This window comes from Micromonospora sp. NPDC048871, from assembly GCF_043198155.1.
GTDB lineage: Bacteria > Actinomycetota > Actinomycetes > Mycobacteriales > Micromonosporaceae > Micromonospora.
In genome coordinates, this window is sequence record NZ_JBICUM010000004.1 from 218542 (window position 1) to 235249 (window position 16708).

The window sequence follows — 16708 nt, forward strand, 5'->3', positions numbered from 1 at the left end:
GATTCACCGGTGGGGGTGGTTGTCGGTGGATCCCGCCGGGCGCAGCCGCAGGCCGTGCATTCCGCCGTCGACCGCGAGCACCGTCCCGGTGGTGGCGGCGGCCGAGGGACCGGCCAGGTAGGCCACCGCCGCCGCCACCTCGACCGGGGTGACCAGCCGCCCGAGGGGTTGGCGGACGCGCAGGGCCGCGTACTCGGCGGCGGGATCGGCGGCGGCGTCGACCAGTCGGCGTACCCAGGGGGTGTCTACCGTGCCGGGGTTGACGCAGTTGACCCGGATGCCCTCGGCTAGGTGGTCGGCGGCCATGGCCAGGGTCAGGGCCTGCACCGCGCCCTTGGTGGCGCTGTAGAGGGCCCGGCCGGGCAGGCCGGCGGTCGCCGCGATCGAGCAGATGTTGACGATCGCGGCGGCCGAGGAGACCCGCAGGTACGGCAAAGCTGCCCGGGTGACCCGGACCAGGCAGGCCACGGCGGCACCCCGCGCGGCCAGCAGCTCGGCGGTCGCCAGGCCGATGCCCGATCCTCCGCCGGTCACCACGGCGGCCAGCCCGGTGAACTCCCCGCTCACGCGGTGCCGACCGGCTGGCGTTGCCGACCGAGCCCGTCGATCTCCATCTCGATCACCTCACCGCCGCGCAGGTACGGCTTGGGGTCGGGCATCCCCAGGGCGACCCCCGCCGGGGTGCCGGTGTTGATCACATCGCCCGGTTCCAACACCATGAACTGGCTGACATAGTGGATGATCTCGGCCACCCCGAAGATCATGTTCTTGGTGTTGCCGTCCTGGCGCAGGATGCCGTTGACACTGCACCTCAGGCCCAGCTGCTGCGGGTCGGGCACCTCGTCCGGAGTGACCAGCCAGGGTCCGAGAGGGTTGAAGGTCTCGCAGGACTTGCCCTTGTCCCACTGGCCGCCGCGTTCCAGCTGGAACTCGCGTTCGGAGAGGTCGTTGGCGATCGTGTACCCCGCGACGCAGGCCAGGGCCTCGGCCGGGCTCGTCAGGTAGCGGGCGGTGCGGCCGATCACGACGGCGAGTTCGACCTCCCAGTCGGTCTTGCGGCTGCCCCGGGGTACCAGCACCTGGTCGTTCGGGCCGACCACGGTGTACGACGCCTTCAGGAACAGGACCGGCTCGGCCGGTGGTCTCGCACCGATCTCGGCGGCATGATCGAAGTAGTTCAACCCGACGCAGACGACCTTGCCGGGTCGGGCGACCGGGGCCCCGATGCGGACCGTGGGATCAACCTGCGGAAGGCTGCCGCCCTGCACCGCCGCACGTACCTCCTCGATGCCGTCGCCGTCGAGGAAGGCCCCGTCGATGTCGGACACCAGGCCGGACAGGTCGACCAGCCGACCGGCCGGGTCCAGCGCGGCGGGCCGTTCCCGCCCGAGGGCTCCCACTCGAAGTAGCTTCACGGCACACCCTTCGGCCAGACATCGGATCTATCCGCCTGGTTCTATCCGCATCGATGAGTAAACGGCAAGGCCCAGCCGCAAACGAACGGCGAAGCCGCGTCCGTTGCGAGGGTGCGTCACGACCCGGCGGGTCTGAGGTCGAGAATGCTCCGCCCGGTGGTCAGGTGGTGGCGCGTTCGGCGGCTTCGATGGCGGCGTCGGTGACCCAGCGCATGCCGACCAGCAGGGCCAGGGCCAGTACGCCCATGATGACGAAGACCGCCCGCAGGCCGAACAGCTCGGCCAGCCCGCCCCCGACCAACGCTCCCACCGGCATGCTCCCCCAGGCCAGCAGCCGGTATCCGCTGTTGACCCGCCCGAGCAGGCGGTCCGGGGTGATCCGCTGGCGCAGCGAGACCGTGATGACGCTCCAGGCGGTGAGCAGGATCCCGCCGACGAAGAAGATTCCGCCGAGGACGAACGGGTTGGTGCTCAGCGCCGGAGCGCCCACGACGACCGCGATCGCGACCATCGCTACGCCGAGCGCGCGGGCCCGGCCGAGCAGCCGCTCGATCCTCGCGGCGACGAGTGACCCGAGCACGATGCCCCCCGCCAGGGTGGTCAGCAGGAGGCCGTAGCCCGGCTCGCTGAGCCCGATGGCCGAGTTCGGCCCGACCGCGTACAGCACCAGCACCGCGAAGGTGGCCGTGGTGGTGAGGTTGCTGACCCCGACCATCAGTGCCAGGGTCCGCAGCAGTCGGTGTCGCCAGAGGAACCGTACGCCTTCGGCGATGTCGGCGCGCAGTGTGCTCGTGCCCTGTCGCGCGACCCGGAACCGGCCGCCGACCAGCAGCAGGGCGACCACCGCGGCGGCCCAGAGCCCGGCCGGCCCGAGCATCGCGTACGCCACTGCGCCGGCGACCAGGAAGCCGGCCAGCGGCGGGCCGACGAACTGGTTGGCGGCCAGTTCGACGGCGTACAGCCGTCCGTTGGCGCGGGACAGCGCCGCTCGCGGGACGAGTTGCGGCAGGATCGACTGGGCGGAGGTGTCGTACAGGGTCTCGGCGACGCCCGCGCCGAAGGCCACCAGGTAGAGCAGCCAGATCGAGCCGGCGTCGAGGGCCACGGCCAGGGCCAGCGCCCCGAGCAGGGCCGCCCGCAGGCTGTTGGCGGCCACCATCACCCGCCGCCGGTCGAGCCGGTCGACGAGCGCGCCGGCCGGGAGGGCGAACAGCAGCCACGGCAGGCTGAACGCGGCAGCCACCCCGGCGACCAGCACCGGTGAGGTCGTGTACCCGACGGCGACCAACGGCAGAGCCACCTTGACGACCCCGTCGGCCAGGTTGGACACCGCCGATGCCCACCACAGCCGCCAGTACCGGCCGCCCAGACCGCTCGACTCCGCACCGGTCGACTCTGAGCCGGCCGGTTGCGTGGTCGCTACTGGTTCTTCCACCCCCGTCACCGCCGAATCATCGCAGACCCCGCGCCCTCGCTCGGCCCCCGCGCGAGGTCGCCGGTGCGCGGCGACCGACCGGCCGGAGAGGACCGTGGAAAAGAGGGATCATGGATGACCGGAATTATCGATATTCACAAGCATCTTGCTCCGACCCATGGTGCGCGCCCATACTTTGGCTACACGCGAAGCAGCGGATTGGCACGAATTGCACCGTTGGTACGGCGAGGTGGACGGACACCAGGCTCCGTAGGGCAGCACCTCGCGCATCGCGACGCCGGTCCTCGTCCTCGGTCCACGCTTGCCGTGGCCCGGTCCGGCGCGCTGTCGTAGTCCATGGAGGTGGACGTGAAACGAACCGTAGCGGCGCTGGGATCCCTGGCTGCCGCGTCCCTTCTCGCCGTGACGGGCGTGCTCTTCGCCCCGTCACCGGCCTCCGCCGCGTCCCTGGTCGAGGTGACCAACTTCGGCACCAACCCGGGCAACATGCGGATGCACATCTATGTGCCGGACGTCCGGCCCGCCAATCCCGCCGTCGTGGTCGCCATGCACGGCTGCGGCGGCAACGGCCCCGGGTTCTACTCCGGCAGTGAGTTCGGCCGCCTCGCCGACCAGTACGGCTTCGTGGTCATCTACCCCACCGCCACCCAGCAGGCCGGCTTCGGCAACTGCTTCGACGTGTGGTCCGCCGCCTCGAAGGTGCGCAACGGTGGCAGTGACCCCGTGTCGATCATGTCGATGGTCAGCTACGCCCAGCGCCAGTACGGCGGCGACCCGCAGCGGGTGTACGCCACCGGCAGCTCGTCGGGCGGCATGATGACCCAGGCCCTGATGGCGCTCTACCCGGACGTCTACAAGGCCGGCGCGGCGTTCATGGGGGTGCCGTTCAACTGCTTCGCCAACGCCGCGGACTTCCCGCCCACCAACAGCCAGTGCGTCAACGGCCGGATGGACCGGACCCCGCAGCAGTGGGGTGACGCGGTCCGGCAGGCGTACTCCGGCTACACCGGGCCTCGCCCTCGGGTGCAGCTGTGGCACGGCACCAACGACAACCTGATCCCCTTCCAGCTCCTTCAGGAGTCGGTGGAGCAGTGGACCAACGTGGCCGGGCTGAGCCAGAACCCGACCCGCACGGACACCCCGCAGGCGAACTGGAACCGGCGTCAGTTCGCCGACTCCACCGGCACGGTGCGGGTGGAGGCGTACGCCATCCAGGGTGCCGGGCACAGCCTGCCCTCGACCGGCATGGCCCGGGCCGCGATCGACTTCTTCGGCCTGACCAGCAGCACCCCGCCGCCCACCACCCCGCCGCCGACGACTCCCCCGCCGACGACTCCGCCGCCCACCACTCCCCCGCCGACCACGCCGCCGCCCACCACTCCGCCGCCGACGACCCCGCCGCCGGGTGCCACCTCCTGCCGGGTGCAGTGGACGGCCGACACCTGGAACAACGGCCTGGTCGCCAACCTCACCGTCACCAACACCAGCCCGGTCGCGATCAACGGCTGGACGGTGCAGTGGACCTCGGCCAGCGGCCAGCAGGTGACAAACGCCTGGAACGCCACGATCACCCAGACCGGCAACCAGGTGACCGCCCGCAATGTCGGTTACAACGCCACCATCGGGGCCAACCAGAGCATCACCTTCGGTTTCCAGGCCACCCACACCGGCACCAGCACCCCGCCGGACCGCTTCACCCTGAACGGGGCAGCCTGTAGCTGACCCCTCGACCAGATCGGTGCCCCGGCCGTCATCGGCCGGGGCACCGGCGCTCCTCCCCGACCATCTGGCACAGGGCGTACCGCTCAGGGTGTCGTCGCGTCGACCGGCGGCAGGTCGATCGGGATGCCGGTCAGGCATTCGCTTCGCGCCCACAGCTGTTGTGCCACCCCGACGTCGAGGGCCCGGGCGCTGCGGGTCGCGCGCACCGGCGGGCCGACGTTCTCCGCCCGGTGCGCCGGGCCCCAGTAGCTGCCGCCCTCGGCCTCCGGGTCGGTGGCGGCGCGCAGGATCGGCAGGGCCCCCTCGGCCAACGGCATCGCCAGGTACCGGCCGATGCCGTTGACGATCGTGACGAGCCGGTCCCGCCCCTGACTCGGCCCGGTGTAGGTCCACCCAGGATGGGCGGCGGTGACCCGCAACGACGATCCGACCCCGGTCAGCCGTCGGTGCAGCTCCAGGGTGAACAGCAGCATCGCCAGCTTGCTCTGCCCGTAGGCGGCGAACCGGGCGTAGCGCCGCCGCTGCCAGTTCAGGTCGTCCAGGTCGATCCGCCCGGTGCGGTGCGCGTTGCTGGCCACGTTGACGATCCGGGCCTGCCCGGTGGCGAGCAGCAGGGGCAGCAGCCGGCCGGTGAGCGCGAAATGACCCAGGTAGTTGGTGCCGAACTGAAGTTCGAAGCCCTGCCGGGTACGCCGCAACGGCGGATACATCACCCCGGCGTTGTTGACCAGCAGGTCCAGCCGGTCGTGCTCGGCCCGGTAGGCGGTGGCGAAGGCGGCCACCGAGTCCAGATCGGCCAGATCGAGGCGACGGCAGTGCACCTCGCCGTGCGGGTGCCGGGCGCGGATCGTCTCGGCCGCGGCCTCACCCTTGCCGCGATCCCGGCAGGCGAGCACCACCCGCGCACCCTTGCCGGCCAACGCTCGCGCCGTCTCCAGGCCGAGCCCGCTGTTGGCCCCGGTGACGATCACCGTGCGCCCCCGCTGGTCGGGAATGTCGTCGTACGCCCAGTGGGTCATCTGTCGCTCCTCGGTTCGCGCGGGGCCCGGCCGGCGCGACCAGGTCGGGCTCGTCAGGGCGACCGGCGCGGTCCGCCGGCGGGATCCGCCGGCGGACCGCTCGGGGTCAGCCGATGGTGCAGAGGGTGCCGTTGAGCCGGAAGGCCGTCGGTACGACGTTCGGTCCGCTGTACTCGCCGACGAAGCCGACAGTGGTCGAGGCCCCGGCGGAAAGCCGACGGTTGTCGTCGTTGTTGGTCACCCGCACGGTGTCGCCGACCTGTTCCCAGGTGGCGCTCCATCCGCTGCCGACCCGCTGCCAGGAGGTGGGCCAGGTCCAGGTCAGGGTCCACCCGTCGATGGTGTGCTCGCTGTCGTTGACGATGTCGACGTTGGCCACGTAGCCGTTGCCCCAGTCCGTGGTGCTGGCGAAACGGACGGTGCAGCCGCTGGTAGCCGGGCTGCCGGTGGTGAAGGTCAGCGGCGGCGAGGACCAGGAGACCCGTCCGGCGGTGTCGCGGGTCAGCACGTTGACGGTGTACCTGCGGCCCGGGACCAGGTTGCCGACGGTCAGGCTGGTCCCGGAGGTCTCGCCGAGTTGCTCACTGACCGCCCCGTTCTGCCGGTGCACCTCGTACTTGGCGATCGGGGCGGCCCCGGCGGTGGCGGCCGGCCAGGTGATCGTCACCTCCCGGTCGGTGAGGCCGGTAGCGGTGGGCTGGCCGGGGGCGCCGGGGGCCCCGGTGACCGCGGAAGCCGGCCGCACCACCAGGGTGGTCAGCGAGTACGGCGGCAGGGTACGGCTGGTCGCCTTGCCGCTGCGGGCGGTGGTGACCTCGGTGGCCCCGTTGGTGTGGGTGTGCACCGTCGGCGCCCCGCCGGCCGGGACGAACCCGGCGTAGTCGATGGTGACCGGGTGGGCGTTGTCCGGGTCCTTGTTGATCAGCAGGACGGCCACCTCCCCGTTGGCCCGCCGCACCGCGTGCGCGCTGACCAGCGGCTGGTCGGTCTCGGCCCGGATGAACTGGTCACCGCTGCGGGCGAACCGGCTCATCATGGTCAACCCGTGGTAGGCCGCGAAGGGGGTGTTGACCGGGGGTTCGCAGACCGAGCCGTCCGGGGTGCAGGTGCCGCTGGAGAGCAGGCCGAAGTCGCCGTAGTCAATCTGCCCCGCCACCGTGCTCACCCGGCCGATGCCGTTGTGCACGTTCCACCAGTGCACCGTGAACACCCCGTTGGCGAGCAGACCGCTGTAGGCGTCGGCCAGGAACAGGGCGGCCGGTTGGCTGGTCATGCCCTCGGAGGTGACATTGACCTCGGTGAGGCTGATCCCGATGCGGCCGGGGTTCGGGCCGGCGTACCGGGTGATCTGCTGGCGCAGCAGGTACACCGCGTCGTTGATGTGGCTGGTCCGGGGCAGCGACTCGGCGGGGCTGCCACCCGGGTACCAGTGCACGTCCACGAAGTCGATCGAGGGCCCGGCGATGGACAGCACGGTCTGGTTCCACGGGCCCGGGTCGTTGCCGGCGGTCAGGCCGTCCGGCCAGTTGGCCGGCATGGTGAGCACCGCGCCGACCTTGATGGTCGGGTCCACGGCCTTCATCGCCTCGGCGTAGTCGACCACCAGGTTCGCGTAGTAGTTGGCACTCTTGTCGGGATGGTGGTCGGCCTCCCAGCCGGACCCGTAGTGACCATTGCCGTAGTTCTCGTTGCCGACCGTCCAGTACCGCGCGCCGTAGCCCTTGGTCACGTTGGCATACCGCACCCAGTCGGCCGCCTCCTGCGGAGTGCCGGTGCCGTAGTTGGCGATGATCATCGGCTCGGCCCCGACCCGACGCGCCGCCCCCATGAAGGTGTCGAAATCGGTGCCGGGGGCCACGTAGCCGCCGGGCGCGGTGTGGTCGCGCCAGTGGTAGATGTCGGCGTACGAGCCACCCGGGTAGCGCAGCATCTGCACCCCGGCGTCGCGCAGCAGATCCGAGGTCTCCTCGGTGGCCAGATACTGGTCCCAGATGGCGTGGTTGACGCCGAGCGCGGTGTCGGGCACGGTGGCCAGCCCGGCCCGCGTATTCACCGTCACCGTCACCGGCGCGACCGCCGCGTCAGCGCTCGGGGCGGTGGCCCCGGTCAGTGCGCCGGTGGTCAGCAGCAGGCCCGCGACGAGCAGCGCGCCTCCGCGCCGGGGCAGCCGCCTCGATCGGGCGGAGGGTCGAACACCGTGCCTGTTCGGAATTCTCATGGATGTCCTTTTTCGATCACAAGCGGGAGCCGCCCGGCCGAAGCCCACGACCAGCGGCGATACGAGAACGACCAACTCACCTGCCGTCACCCGCCGCAGGCCAGAACGGCCCCGGCTGCCCATCGGATGACGGCCACTCGCGCCCGACAAACACATCGACGGATCAGAATGGCACAGCGTACGGCGATCACTCAACGCCTCTTGCCCACCCACCTTCGGGCCGAGGCCATCCCGAACACCGCGCCGGGGATCCACCTGCACCGGGACATCCGGCGAAGGCGAGCCTCCCGCACGGGAGCGGGGTATGAGAGCCGGCCGTTTCCCCATCTGGCCCGCACCGGCGATTCGCTGACCGAGTCCCGACCGGTCGGGACAGTCACCTCGGCTTTGGGTGCATTTGTTGCTGCCCTGGCGACAACAGATGTACCCAAAGCCAGCCCCGCAGCCTGATAGCGCAGGCGGGTCAGCTCGACAGGGCCGGTGGCGTTGTGGTCTGGGTGCCGGGTTGCCCGCAGTGAACAGGGCAGGGGCAGCGGGCGGGGTCAGCTCAACGTCGGGGTGGCGCGGGCGAGGATGGTGGGGAAGTCGACGCCGGGCGGCAGGGTGCCGTAGGCGTGGCCCCGGTCTGCGGCCAGTCGGGAGGCGCAGAAGGCGTCGGCTACCGCCGGGTGGCCGTGGCGCACCAGCAAGGCACCCTGCAACACCAGGGCCAACTGCTCGACCAGCCGCCGGGCACGTACCTCCCGGTCGGCCGGGTCGGCTAGGGCGGCCTCGACCTGGCGTACCGCCGCGTCCAGGCGGGCGTCGGCCCCGGCGGCGGCCTCCAGTTCGGCGCGCAACGCCGCCAGCACCTCGGGTGCACCGGCCAGCGCGCGCAACACGTCCAGCGCGGCCACGTTGCCGGAGCCCTCCCAGATGGAGTTCAGCGGCGACTCGCGGAACAGCCGGGGCATGCCGGACTCCTCGACGTACCCGTTGCCGCCCAGGCATTCCAGGGCCTCGGCGGCGTGTCCCGGCCAGCGCTTGCAGACCCAGTACTTGCCGATCGCCAGGGCGATCCGCTTGAAGGCCGCCTCGCTCTGATCGCCCCGGGCGGCCCGGTCGGTGGCCCCGGCCAGCCGCATCATCAGCAGGGTGGCGGCCTCGGACTCGATCGCCAGGTCGGCCAGGACGTTGCGCATCAGCGGCTGGTCGAGCAGGGCCCGGCCGAAGGCCCGCCGGTGCGCGGCGTGGTGCACGGCGGTGATCACCCCCTGGCGCATCCCGGCGGCCGCGCCGATCACACAGTCCAGCCGGGTCAGGTTGACCATGTCGATGATGGTGCGTACGCCCCGACCCTCGTCACCTACCCGCCAGGCCACCGCGTGCTCGTACTCGACCTCGGCGGAGGCGTTGGAGCGATTGCCCAGCTTGTCCTTCAGGCGCATCAGTCGCATCGGGTTGCGGGTGCCGTCCGGCAGCACCCGGGGCACCAGGAAGCAGGTCAGCCCGCCGGGTGCCTGGGCGAGGGTGAGGAACAGGTCGCACATCGGCGCGGAGGTGAACCACTTGTGCCCGACCAGCCGGTAGCTGCCGTCGGGCTGCGGGTGGGCGGCCGTGGTGTTGGCCCGTACGTCGGAGCCGCCCTGTTTCTCGGTCATCGACATGCCGGCCAGCAACCCCCGCTTGGCGCGCGGCGGGCGCAGCCCGAAGTCGTACGTCCGGGTGGTCAGCAGCGGCTCGTAGTCGGCGGCCAGGTCCGGGGCGTGGCGCAGCGCGGGCACCGCCGCGTAGGTCATCGAGATCGGGCAGCCGTGCCCGGCGTCCGGACGCCAGGTGTAGAACTTGGCCGCGCGGGCGACATGCGCCCCGGCCCGCTCGTCGGCCCAGGGGGCGGCGTGCAGGCCATGTTCGACGGCGGTACGCATCAGCGCGTGCCAGGAGGGGTGGAACTCCACCTGGTCGATGCGGTGCCCGTAGCGGTCGTGGGTGCGCAGCACCGGCGGGTACTCGTTGGCCAACCGGCCGTGCTCGAGAGCGGGTTGACTGCCGGCGAGCCTACCGAGGTCGTGGACCTCACCGACGGCCCAGTCGGCACCTTCCCGGACGAGGCCCTCCAGCAGTGCCGGATCGTCCGCGGTGTCGTAGTCGACCAGCGGGGGGACCTGGTTGGCCACCTCGTGTGTGGTCACGGGGACGCCTCCGGTGCGCGGTGGAGCTGCTTGGCGAACCAGTGATCAGGGTACGGGCTGGTGTTGTACCGCGGGATCTCCTCGTATCCGGCGCTGCGGTAGAGCCGGATGGCCTCGGTCAGGGCACGGTTGCTGTCCAGGCGTACGCAGTCCGCACCGGCCGCGGCGGCGTGCTTCTCCAGCTCGGTGAGCAGTCGTCGGCCGACGCCGAGCCCGCGTACCGACCCGGAGACCCAGAGGCGTTTGATCTCGGCGGTCCCGTCGGGGTCGAAGCGTACCGAGCCGCAGCCCACCGTCTCCGAGGCGAGGGTGGCTACCAGGAACACCCCGGCGGGCGGGAGGAACTGGTGGTCGTCGTCGGTGTCCAGGGTGAACCCGGCCGGGAAGCGTTCGGCCAGCTCCCCCGCGTACGCCCGCAGGCAGGCACGAGCGCGCGGATCGGTCGGCGGGCAGACCTCGACGGTGACCATGGAGGCCATCAGCAGCCGTTGCACCTCGTTCATCGCGGTGGTGAGCCGGTCACGCTGGCCGACGGTCAGCGGGGCGAGCATCGACCAGGCCAATTCGTCGGATCGGCGATCGAGAAGCGCCCACTCGGCCCGGCCGGCTTCGGTGAGCCGGGCCACGCGTACCCGTCCGTCGCCCTCGGCCGGTGTCACCGTCACCAGTCCCGCGCCCTCCAGGGTGCGCAGCAGCCGGCTGAGGTAGCCCGCGTCGAGATCGAGCCGGTTACGCAGCGCCGCCACCTCGGCCCCGGCCGGGCCGATCTCCCAGAGCAGCCGCGACTGGGCCAGGGGCCGGTCGCGGGCCAGGAACTTGTCGTCCAGCGCTCCGACGCGCTGGGTCACCGTGCGGTTGAAGCCCCGCACCACATCCACCAGTTCACGCTCCATGTTGTCTGACTTTAGTCAACTATTCTGCCCATCGGTAGGGCTGGTCCGCACTCGACACCCGGAGCACCCCACCGGGCAGCCGAGAGCCCAACGCCGGTCACCGCCGGTCGGCGCGGCGCAGGGATGGCGAGGTCAGTGCCGTCACCGCCGCCACGGCCAGCACACCGGCGCAGCCGTACAGCAGCGCCGCCACCGGCACGACCTCGGCGAGCGAACCGAGCACGTTGAGGGTGAGCAGCAGCGGCAGGCTCTGCACGAGCACCAGCACCGACTGCACCCGGGACACGTGTGTGTCCGGGGCGACGGCCAGGATCAACGGGCCGACATGGGTGGCGAAGCCACCCGATCCGACACCGATCACCATCCCGGCGGCGACCGAGGTCGGCAACGAACCGGCCGCCGCCAGAGTGACCACGCCACCGGCGGCCACCAGCAGCGCGGCACCGCTGACCCGACCGGGGTCGGGCAGGGCGCCACGCACCAGCACGAGGATCGCGACGGTCGCGGTGCCCAGCGCCAACGCCGCGACGACCGCACCGGTGGCCGACGACGACCACATCCGCTCCCGCCCGAGCAACGGTACGAGCAGGCCGGACACCGGCAGCAGGAAACCGGCGGCCACCCCGACCAGCAGCAGTGCGGGCCGCAGTACGGCATGCGCGGCGGCGAGCAGCAGTCCGTCCACGGCGGCCCGCCACAGTGGCTGCGCCACCGGCCGGCCCGGCAGTTGCCCAGCCGGCTGGCCCGGCGACTCGCCCGGCCGCACCGTCAGGGCCGCCCGAAGCACCATCAGGACCAGCAGCATCAGGGCGAAGCCGGCGGCGTTGGCCAGCGCCACTGCGGCGAGCCCGAGGGCGGCCAGCAGCAGGCTGCCCGCCGCCGGCCCGACGAACATGGCTAGTTGACCGGCAAGGTGTCGGGCCGACATCGCCCGCGCCAACCCGGCCGGTGCCACCAACCGCCGGGGCATCGAGCCCGTGCTGGGCAGGTAGAAGGCGTCCACGACCCCGATGGCCAGGGCGGCCAGCAGCAGTGGCAGCCACGGATTCGCCGCCGACCACACGGCGGCGGCCAACGCCACGGTGACGACGACCATCGCCGCGTCCGAGACCACCATGACGGTCCAGGCGCCCAGCCGGTCGGCCACCGCACCGCCGACCAGTAGGAGCAGGGCCCGGGGCAGGTTGACGGCGGTGAGCACCAGCGCGGCGAAGCCGCCACCTTCTCCGGCCGCCACCCAGGCCATCGCGAACGCCATGGCTTGAACGCCGACCAGGGACAGCGTCGTCCCGCCCAGCCATGCCCAGTACGCGCCCGGCACCGCCCTCGCACTGCCGCTCGTTGGCGCCCTACCGGTAGACGTCGCCGCCACAGTTCCTCCCGATCACCGCATCGCGCCGACCGGCGCCGGGGTGGCGCCGGTCGGCATCTCGCGTCCGGCACTGTCCGGCCTCGACCCGGTCGAGGGTCAAGCCGGCACGGGAGCGGCCCCGGCGGGCAAGCGTCAGTCGGCCGACTCGGTGCGCGGGAGCATCTCGGGCGACCAGGTGAAGCGGTAGCGCGGATCGGATACGGCCTGGGCGAAGGCCGTCGAGACGGCCGGGGAGCTGACGATCCGCCAGTCCTGTTCCTTGTTCACCTCGAACCAGATGAGCCCGATGATGTCCTCGTACCCGGGTAGCAGCCGGAAGGTCTCGGTGATCCATTCCGCCTTGCGGCCGGCGATGTCGGAGGCCGCGGTCTCGGTGATGACCAGCGGTTTGGCGCTGAAGGCTCGAATCTCCCCGATGGTCTCCTTGAAGATCGCGTCGAAGGACCGGTACTTCGAGAAGGCGCCCATGCCGGAGTAGCCCGAGATGCCGATCCAGTCGACGTAGTCGTCCCCGGGGTAGAGCTCGGAAAGCTTCGGCGTCGAGCCGTCCCATCTGGCGTTCGGGCTCCACACCCAGATCACGTTGGTCGTTCCGGCGGCCTTGAACAGATCGTGCAGGTGGCGCCAGGCCTTGACGTAGTCGCCCGGCCGATTGCCGTTGGCGCTCTCGCACCAGGGGTACCAGTTGCCGTTCATCTCGTGGGCGAACCGGATGGCCACCGGGTAGTCGAGTGCCTTGATTCCCTCAGCCCAGGTGCGCAGGTAGTCGTCGAAGTCGCCGCGCGTGATGCGGGACAACCGGTAGTCGGGCTGACGGGAGCGGAGCCGGTCGATCGTGCCGCGGGCGGCCCCCTTCTTGCGGGCCTCCTCGTCCAACCGGTAGTCCCATGGTTCCCAGGCCAGCATCGGCAGCATGCCCCGGTCGCGGACCGCGTCGAACAGCGTCCGGTCGAAGGTGTCGGTCGCCCAGCCGGAACCGAAGAGCATGACCTGTGGATGGTGCTTCGCCGTCGCGGTGAAGGTGTCCACGGGCGTGAAGTCGTGCGGTCCCTCCTTGGTCGCGATGCCAATGAACACCTTCTTCGTCGGCGGGAAGACCTCCGGCGGGGATGGCGAAGGGCTCGGTTCGCGTACCGCCGCCTGGTCCGACGGGGCGGGTTCCCGCCTCCCGGACCCGGTGCCCGGTGCGATCGCGAAGGCGTACGCCAGCAGCAGCGCGCCGACCAGCGACATGGCGACCCGCGGCAGAGTCAGCCGTGCCATGGCACCTCCCGGGAAGCGACCACCGGTGCCGTCGCCCGGACCCGCCGGCTGCGGACGGCATGACGCCCGGTCGGACCGGCGCGGCGCGCACGCCAGGCCAGGAGAGCCGACCCGCACGCGATCAGCGGTGGGGCGAGGCCGGTCAGGAGGGTCAGGACCGGCCATACCCGCAGCGGTGTGCGGCCGTGTTCCAGCATGAAGCTCACGGCGAGCAGGCCGGCGGCGAAGGCCGCCCAGCACAGGTGCAGCCGGAAGGTGCCGAGCGATTCGGTGGTGCGTAGCCCGCCCTTGGCGGTCACCACGAATCCGAGCTTGCGGCGCAGCAGCGCACCGACGGCAGCCGCCACGTAGATCGGGCCGGCGAACAGCGCCAACGCCATGCCGACCAGGCCGATCTCCTCCCGCTCGTGCGGCGCGATGTTGAATCGACGCAACCAGAGCCAGAGCACGAACCAGGTGCAGATGGTGGCGCCCCACAGCACCGACCACACGGCGATGTCGAGCCGGGCCGCGCTCACCCCGGTGAGCAGGTACGCGGCGGTGGCAAAATTGCCCAGCAACAGACTGACCGCGACGCTCGGGTAGTAGAACTGGAGCAGCCGGTAGTGCCAGCGCCGTCGGGACCGCAGTTCGCGCGGCGCCCGCAGCTCGGGGCGGACCAGAATCTCGCAGATGCCCGCCGCCCATCGCTTCTGCTGGTTGAAGTAGTCCGCCCACGATGTCGGGCCCTCCCCGATGGCCACCACGTCGGGGGTGTAGACGCCCTTCCACTGGTTGCCGGTCTGCGGGTTCACCGCAGCGTGGATCCGGATGCTGGTCAGGTGGTCCTCGATGATCGAATCCTGGTAGCCGCCGATGCTGCGCCAGGCGGACGGCCGGTACAGGTGGCCGGTGCCGGTGAGCAGTGGGGCGTCCAGTCCGTTGCCACCGCGGGCGATCAGTCCGTTGTAGAGGTACTGCTGGACGGACGCACCGTGAGCGACCAGGTTCTGGTGCATGTTGCCGTACACCTGTGGCGTCACCACGAAGGCGACGTCCGGGTCGCGGAAGTAGCCGAGCGTGCGCTCCAGGAAGTTCGTCAGCGGCACGTGGTCCGGGTCGACGTTGGCGACCACGTCGTAGTGGTGCTCGTGCTCGGCCCGCCAGGCGTTGTGGTTGCCGGACTTCGTCCTGGCGCGGAACTCTCCGTCGGGTTGGTTGTACTCCGGTCGTCCCTTGCGGCTGAAGTGGCGTACGCCGAGCCGCGCGGCCATCTCCTTCACCGCCGGATCGTCGCCCTCGTCGAGGATCCAGACGTCGACCTGCCCGCAGTAGACGATCTGCCGCATGCGCCGCAGGGTCCGCTCGGCGACGTCGATCGGCTCCTTGCTCGGCACGATCGTGGTGAGCAGCGCCACCCGCAGGCCGACCGGAGGATCGACCGGAATCGGGTCCTTGGCGTGGTACGCGAACACCCAGACGACCATGTTCTGCGCGAGGCGGATCAGTTCGACGCCGACGATCACGCAGAAGCCGAGCCGGGCCACGGCGGTCTGCCAGTCGCCGAACCCGGCTGCGCCGGAGCCGGGTACGTGCTGGGGAAGCAGCAGCCAGCCGACGAGCAGTAGTCCGGCCGCGCTGTTGACGAGGACCAGCAGGGTCAGTACGAGCCGCGCCGCGGGCGACAGGACGGATCGGAACTCGACCGCCGCCTGCGGATGTCGAGGCGCTACGAGAGTTCCGGCGCTCGCCCCGCAACTCGCGTACGCGATGCGAGCACTGATGTTGAGTTGCCGACGGTCGGGGCGTCGGGCGGGTGACGGCCGGACCGCGGCGCTCTCCACGGGCCCGTTTCCGGGCGGCCTCTCCGCCACGTCCCGAGACAGGCGTGTATCGGTCCCGACGCCCACGTTGCCCCCAAGGGTCGCAGTTCCCTGGCCTTCACGAACCCGGCCATGCTGATCGTAGGGACAGATACCGGCAAACTTCTCAGATAGCTTGGCTCGCCCCCAAAGGGCTACATATCTGTTTGTTCATCCACCAGCAGGGCCGACATGAGTCCCGTCGACGCGTCGCGGACCGTCGCCCGGCCATCGCCAGAAGCACACCCGCCGACAAGCGGACGCGCATCGTGCGAGCGCGGCCGCGCCGAGCGTCGCCCAGGCCGGAAGCGTGAACAGAATGAACTCCGGCCGCCAGGTCGGTGTCGCCTGCGCAACGAGCAGCAGGGCCAGCGGCGGCACGGCCACCCAGGCGGTGAACACGGCGGCGGGGTAGCGCAGCGGAAGGCTGAACAGCACCAGCACCAGCAGCACCGCACCCAGCGCGGTGACGCCGAACAGTTCTCCCGGCGTCGCGGCCAACTCGGTCAGGCTCGGGCTCGACGTCTGCGCGAGCGATACCCCCTGCCGCGTGGCGTGCGAGAGCAGGCCGACCCCGGGCAGCGCGCTCAGCACCGCAGCGGCCAGCCAGCGCAGCGCCACTTCGCGCCGGAAGGCGAGCACGGTCCAGCCGTGTCCGACGAGGAGCAGGAGTGCGGTCACCTGACACAGGCCCAGCAGACCCGCCACGGCGGCGTAGAGCACGAAGCGCCAGAGCCTCGGCCGATCCACGGCGGCCTGGAGCAGCCAGGTGGCGAGGACTGCGGCGAGCAGGGTGAGTGCGTACGGCTGGGCCTCCTGTGCGTACCGCGCGGACGTCGGCAGCAGGGCGAAGATGACGCCGGCCAGGACACCGGTGCCCGGTGCGAACATCCGGGCGGCCAGCGCTCCGACGAGCGCCGCCGCTATGGCCATGACGAGGACGGAGAGTCCCCGCAGCGCCGACTCCGAGGTGCCGAAGTACTCCGCCCAGGCCCGCAGCAGCAGGTGGTAGGGCACGGCGTCGCCTGAGCCGAGCATCGACCAGGTGTCCCGCCAGGACGATGTCGACCCGGCCCAGGTCGCGAGTTCCGCCACCCGCGGCCCGGGCGCGTCCGCCCGTACGGCGACGAGCGCGCCCATCAGCAGTGCCGGCACCAGCCAGGCGGCCAGCCTCATTCGGCGGGTACCGTTCACCGGCTCGCCCGGCGCCTCGCCGTGACCCTCCCCCCAGGGGTCCTCGGCGGCCTCCGGCACATCGATTCGGGGCAGGACGATGGTGTCGGCGTCCTTCATCTGTCCCTCACGCATCTCCGTGGCTTCCCCTGGATCCAGGAGCGTATTGAACGGATCTCACCACCG

Annotated in this window: 12 protein-coding genes; 1 reads left to right on the top strand and 11 read right to left on the bottom strand. The window is 71.3% G+C overall.

What is annotated here, in order from left to right; all coding sequences use genetic code 11:
- Positions 1–3: 3 nt before the first annotated feature.
- From ACGFIK_RS12495 to ACGFIK_RS12505, 3 genes are all read right to left on the bottom strand, one after another.
- A complete protein-coding gene (locus ACGFIK_RS12495; RefSeq protein ID WP_327026127.1) occupies positions 4–567 on the bottom strand; it encodes an SDR family oxidoreductase in 564 nt (187 codons plus the stop codon).
- A complete protein-coding gene (locus ACGFIK_RS12500; protein ID WP_327026128.1) occupies positions 564–1415 on the bottom strand; it encodes a fumarylacetoacetate hydrolase family protein in 852 nt (283 codons plus the stop codon). Before ACGFIK_RS12500 ends, ACGFIK_RS12495 begins: the two co-directional genes overlap by 4 nt.
- A gap of 160 nt (positions 1416–1575) precedes the next feature.
- Positions 1576–2859: an MFS transporter gene (locus ACGFIK_RS12505; RefSeq protein WP_393339222.1), complete on the bottom strand. Its 1284-nt coding sequence runs from the start codon at positions 2857–2859 to the stop codon at positions 1576–1578.
- Positions 2860–3186: 327 nt separating this feature from the next.
- Here ACGFIK_RS12505 and ACGFIK_RS12510 point away from each other — a divergent pair, with 327 nt between their 5' ends.
- Positions 3187–4572 carry a PHB depolymerase family esterase gene (locus ACGFIK_RS12510; protein ID WP_327026130.1) on the top strand — a complete coding sequence of 462 codons (1386 nt, stop codon included), beginning with the start codon at positions 3187–3189 and terminating at the stop codon, positions 4570–4572.
- Between the two features lie 83 nt (positions 4573–4655).
- On the opposite strand, the gene ACGFIK_RS12515 is transcribed toward ACGFIK_RS12510, so the two are convergent.
- The 8 genes from ACGFIK_RS12515 to ACGFIK_RS12550 all read right to left on the bottom strand — a co-directional run bounded on the left by ACGFIK_RS12515 (position 4656) and on the right by ACGFIK_RS12550 (position 16657).
- Complete coding sequence (locus ACGFIK_RS12515) at positions 4656–5591, bottom strand: oxidoreductase (RefSeq protein WP_327026131.1); 936 nt, start codon at positions 5589–5591, stop codon at positions 4656–4658.
- Between the two features lie 106 nt (positions 5592–5697).
- A complete protein-coding gene (locus tag ACGFIK_RS12520) occupies positions 5698–7809 on the bottom strand; it encodes a cellulose binding domain-containing protein (RefSeq protein ID WP_393339226.1) in 2112 nt (703 codons plus the stop codon).
- Positions 7810–8351: 542 nt separating this feature from the next.
- A complete protein-coding gene (locus ACGFIK_RS12525) occupies positions 8352–9980 on the bottom strand; it encodes an isovaleryl-CoA dehydrogenase (RefSeq protein ID WP_327026133.1) in 1629 nt (542 codons plus the stop codon).
- A complete protein-coding gene (locus tag ACGFIK_RS12530) occupies positions 9977–10873 on the bottom strand; it encodes a bifunctional helix-turn-helix transcriptional regulator/GNAT family N-acetyltransferase (RefSeq protein ID WP_327026134.1) in 897 nt (298 codons plus the stop codon). The genes ACGFIK_RS12525 and ACGFIK_RS12530 overlap by 4 nt, the downstream gene beginning before the upstream one ends.
- A 97-nt stretch (positions 10874–10970) precedes the next feature.
- Complete coding sequence (locus tag ACGFIK_RS12535; RefSeq protein ID WP_327026135.1) at positions 10971–12245, bottom strand: MFS transporter; 1275 nt, start codon at positions 12243–12245, stop codon at positions 10971–10973.
- A 132-nt stretch (positions 12246–12377) separates the two neighbouring features.
- Positions 12378–13508 carry a glycosyl hydrolase gene (locus ACGFIK_RS12540; protein ID WP_327026136.1) on the bottom strand — a complete coding sequence of 377 codons (1131 nt, stop codon included), beginning with the start codon at positions 13506–13508 and terminating at the stop codon, positions 12378–12380.
- Positions 13496–15331 carry a glycosyltransferase family 2 protein gene (locus ACGFIK_RS12545; protein ID WP_327026137.1) on the bottom strand — a complete coding sequence of 612 codons (1836 nt, stop codon included), beginning with the start codon at positions 15329–15331 and terminating at the stop codon, positions 13496–13498. The genes ACGFIK_RS12540 and ACGFIK_RS12545 overlap by 13 nt, the downstream gene beginning before the upstream one ends.
- Positions 15332–15520: 189 nt before the next feature.
- On the bottom strand, positions 15521–16657 hold the full coding sequence (locus ACGFIK_RS12550) for a glycosyltransferase family 39 protein (protein ID WP_327026138.1): 1137 nt from the start codon (positions 16655–16657) through the stop codon (positions 15521–15523).
- Positions 16658–16708: the final 51 nt, after the last annotated feature.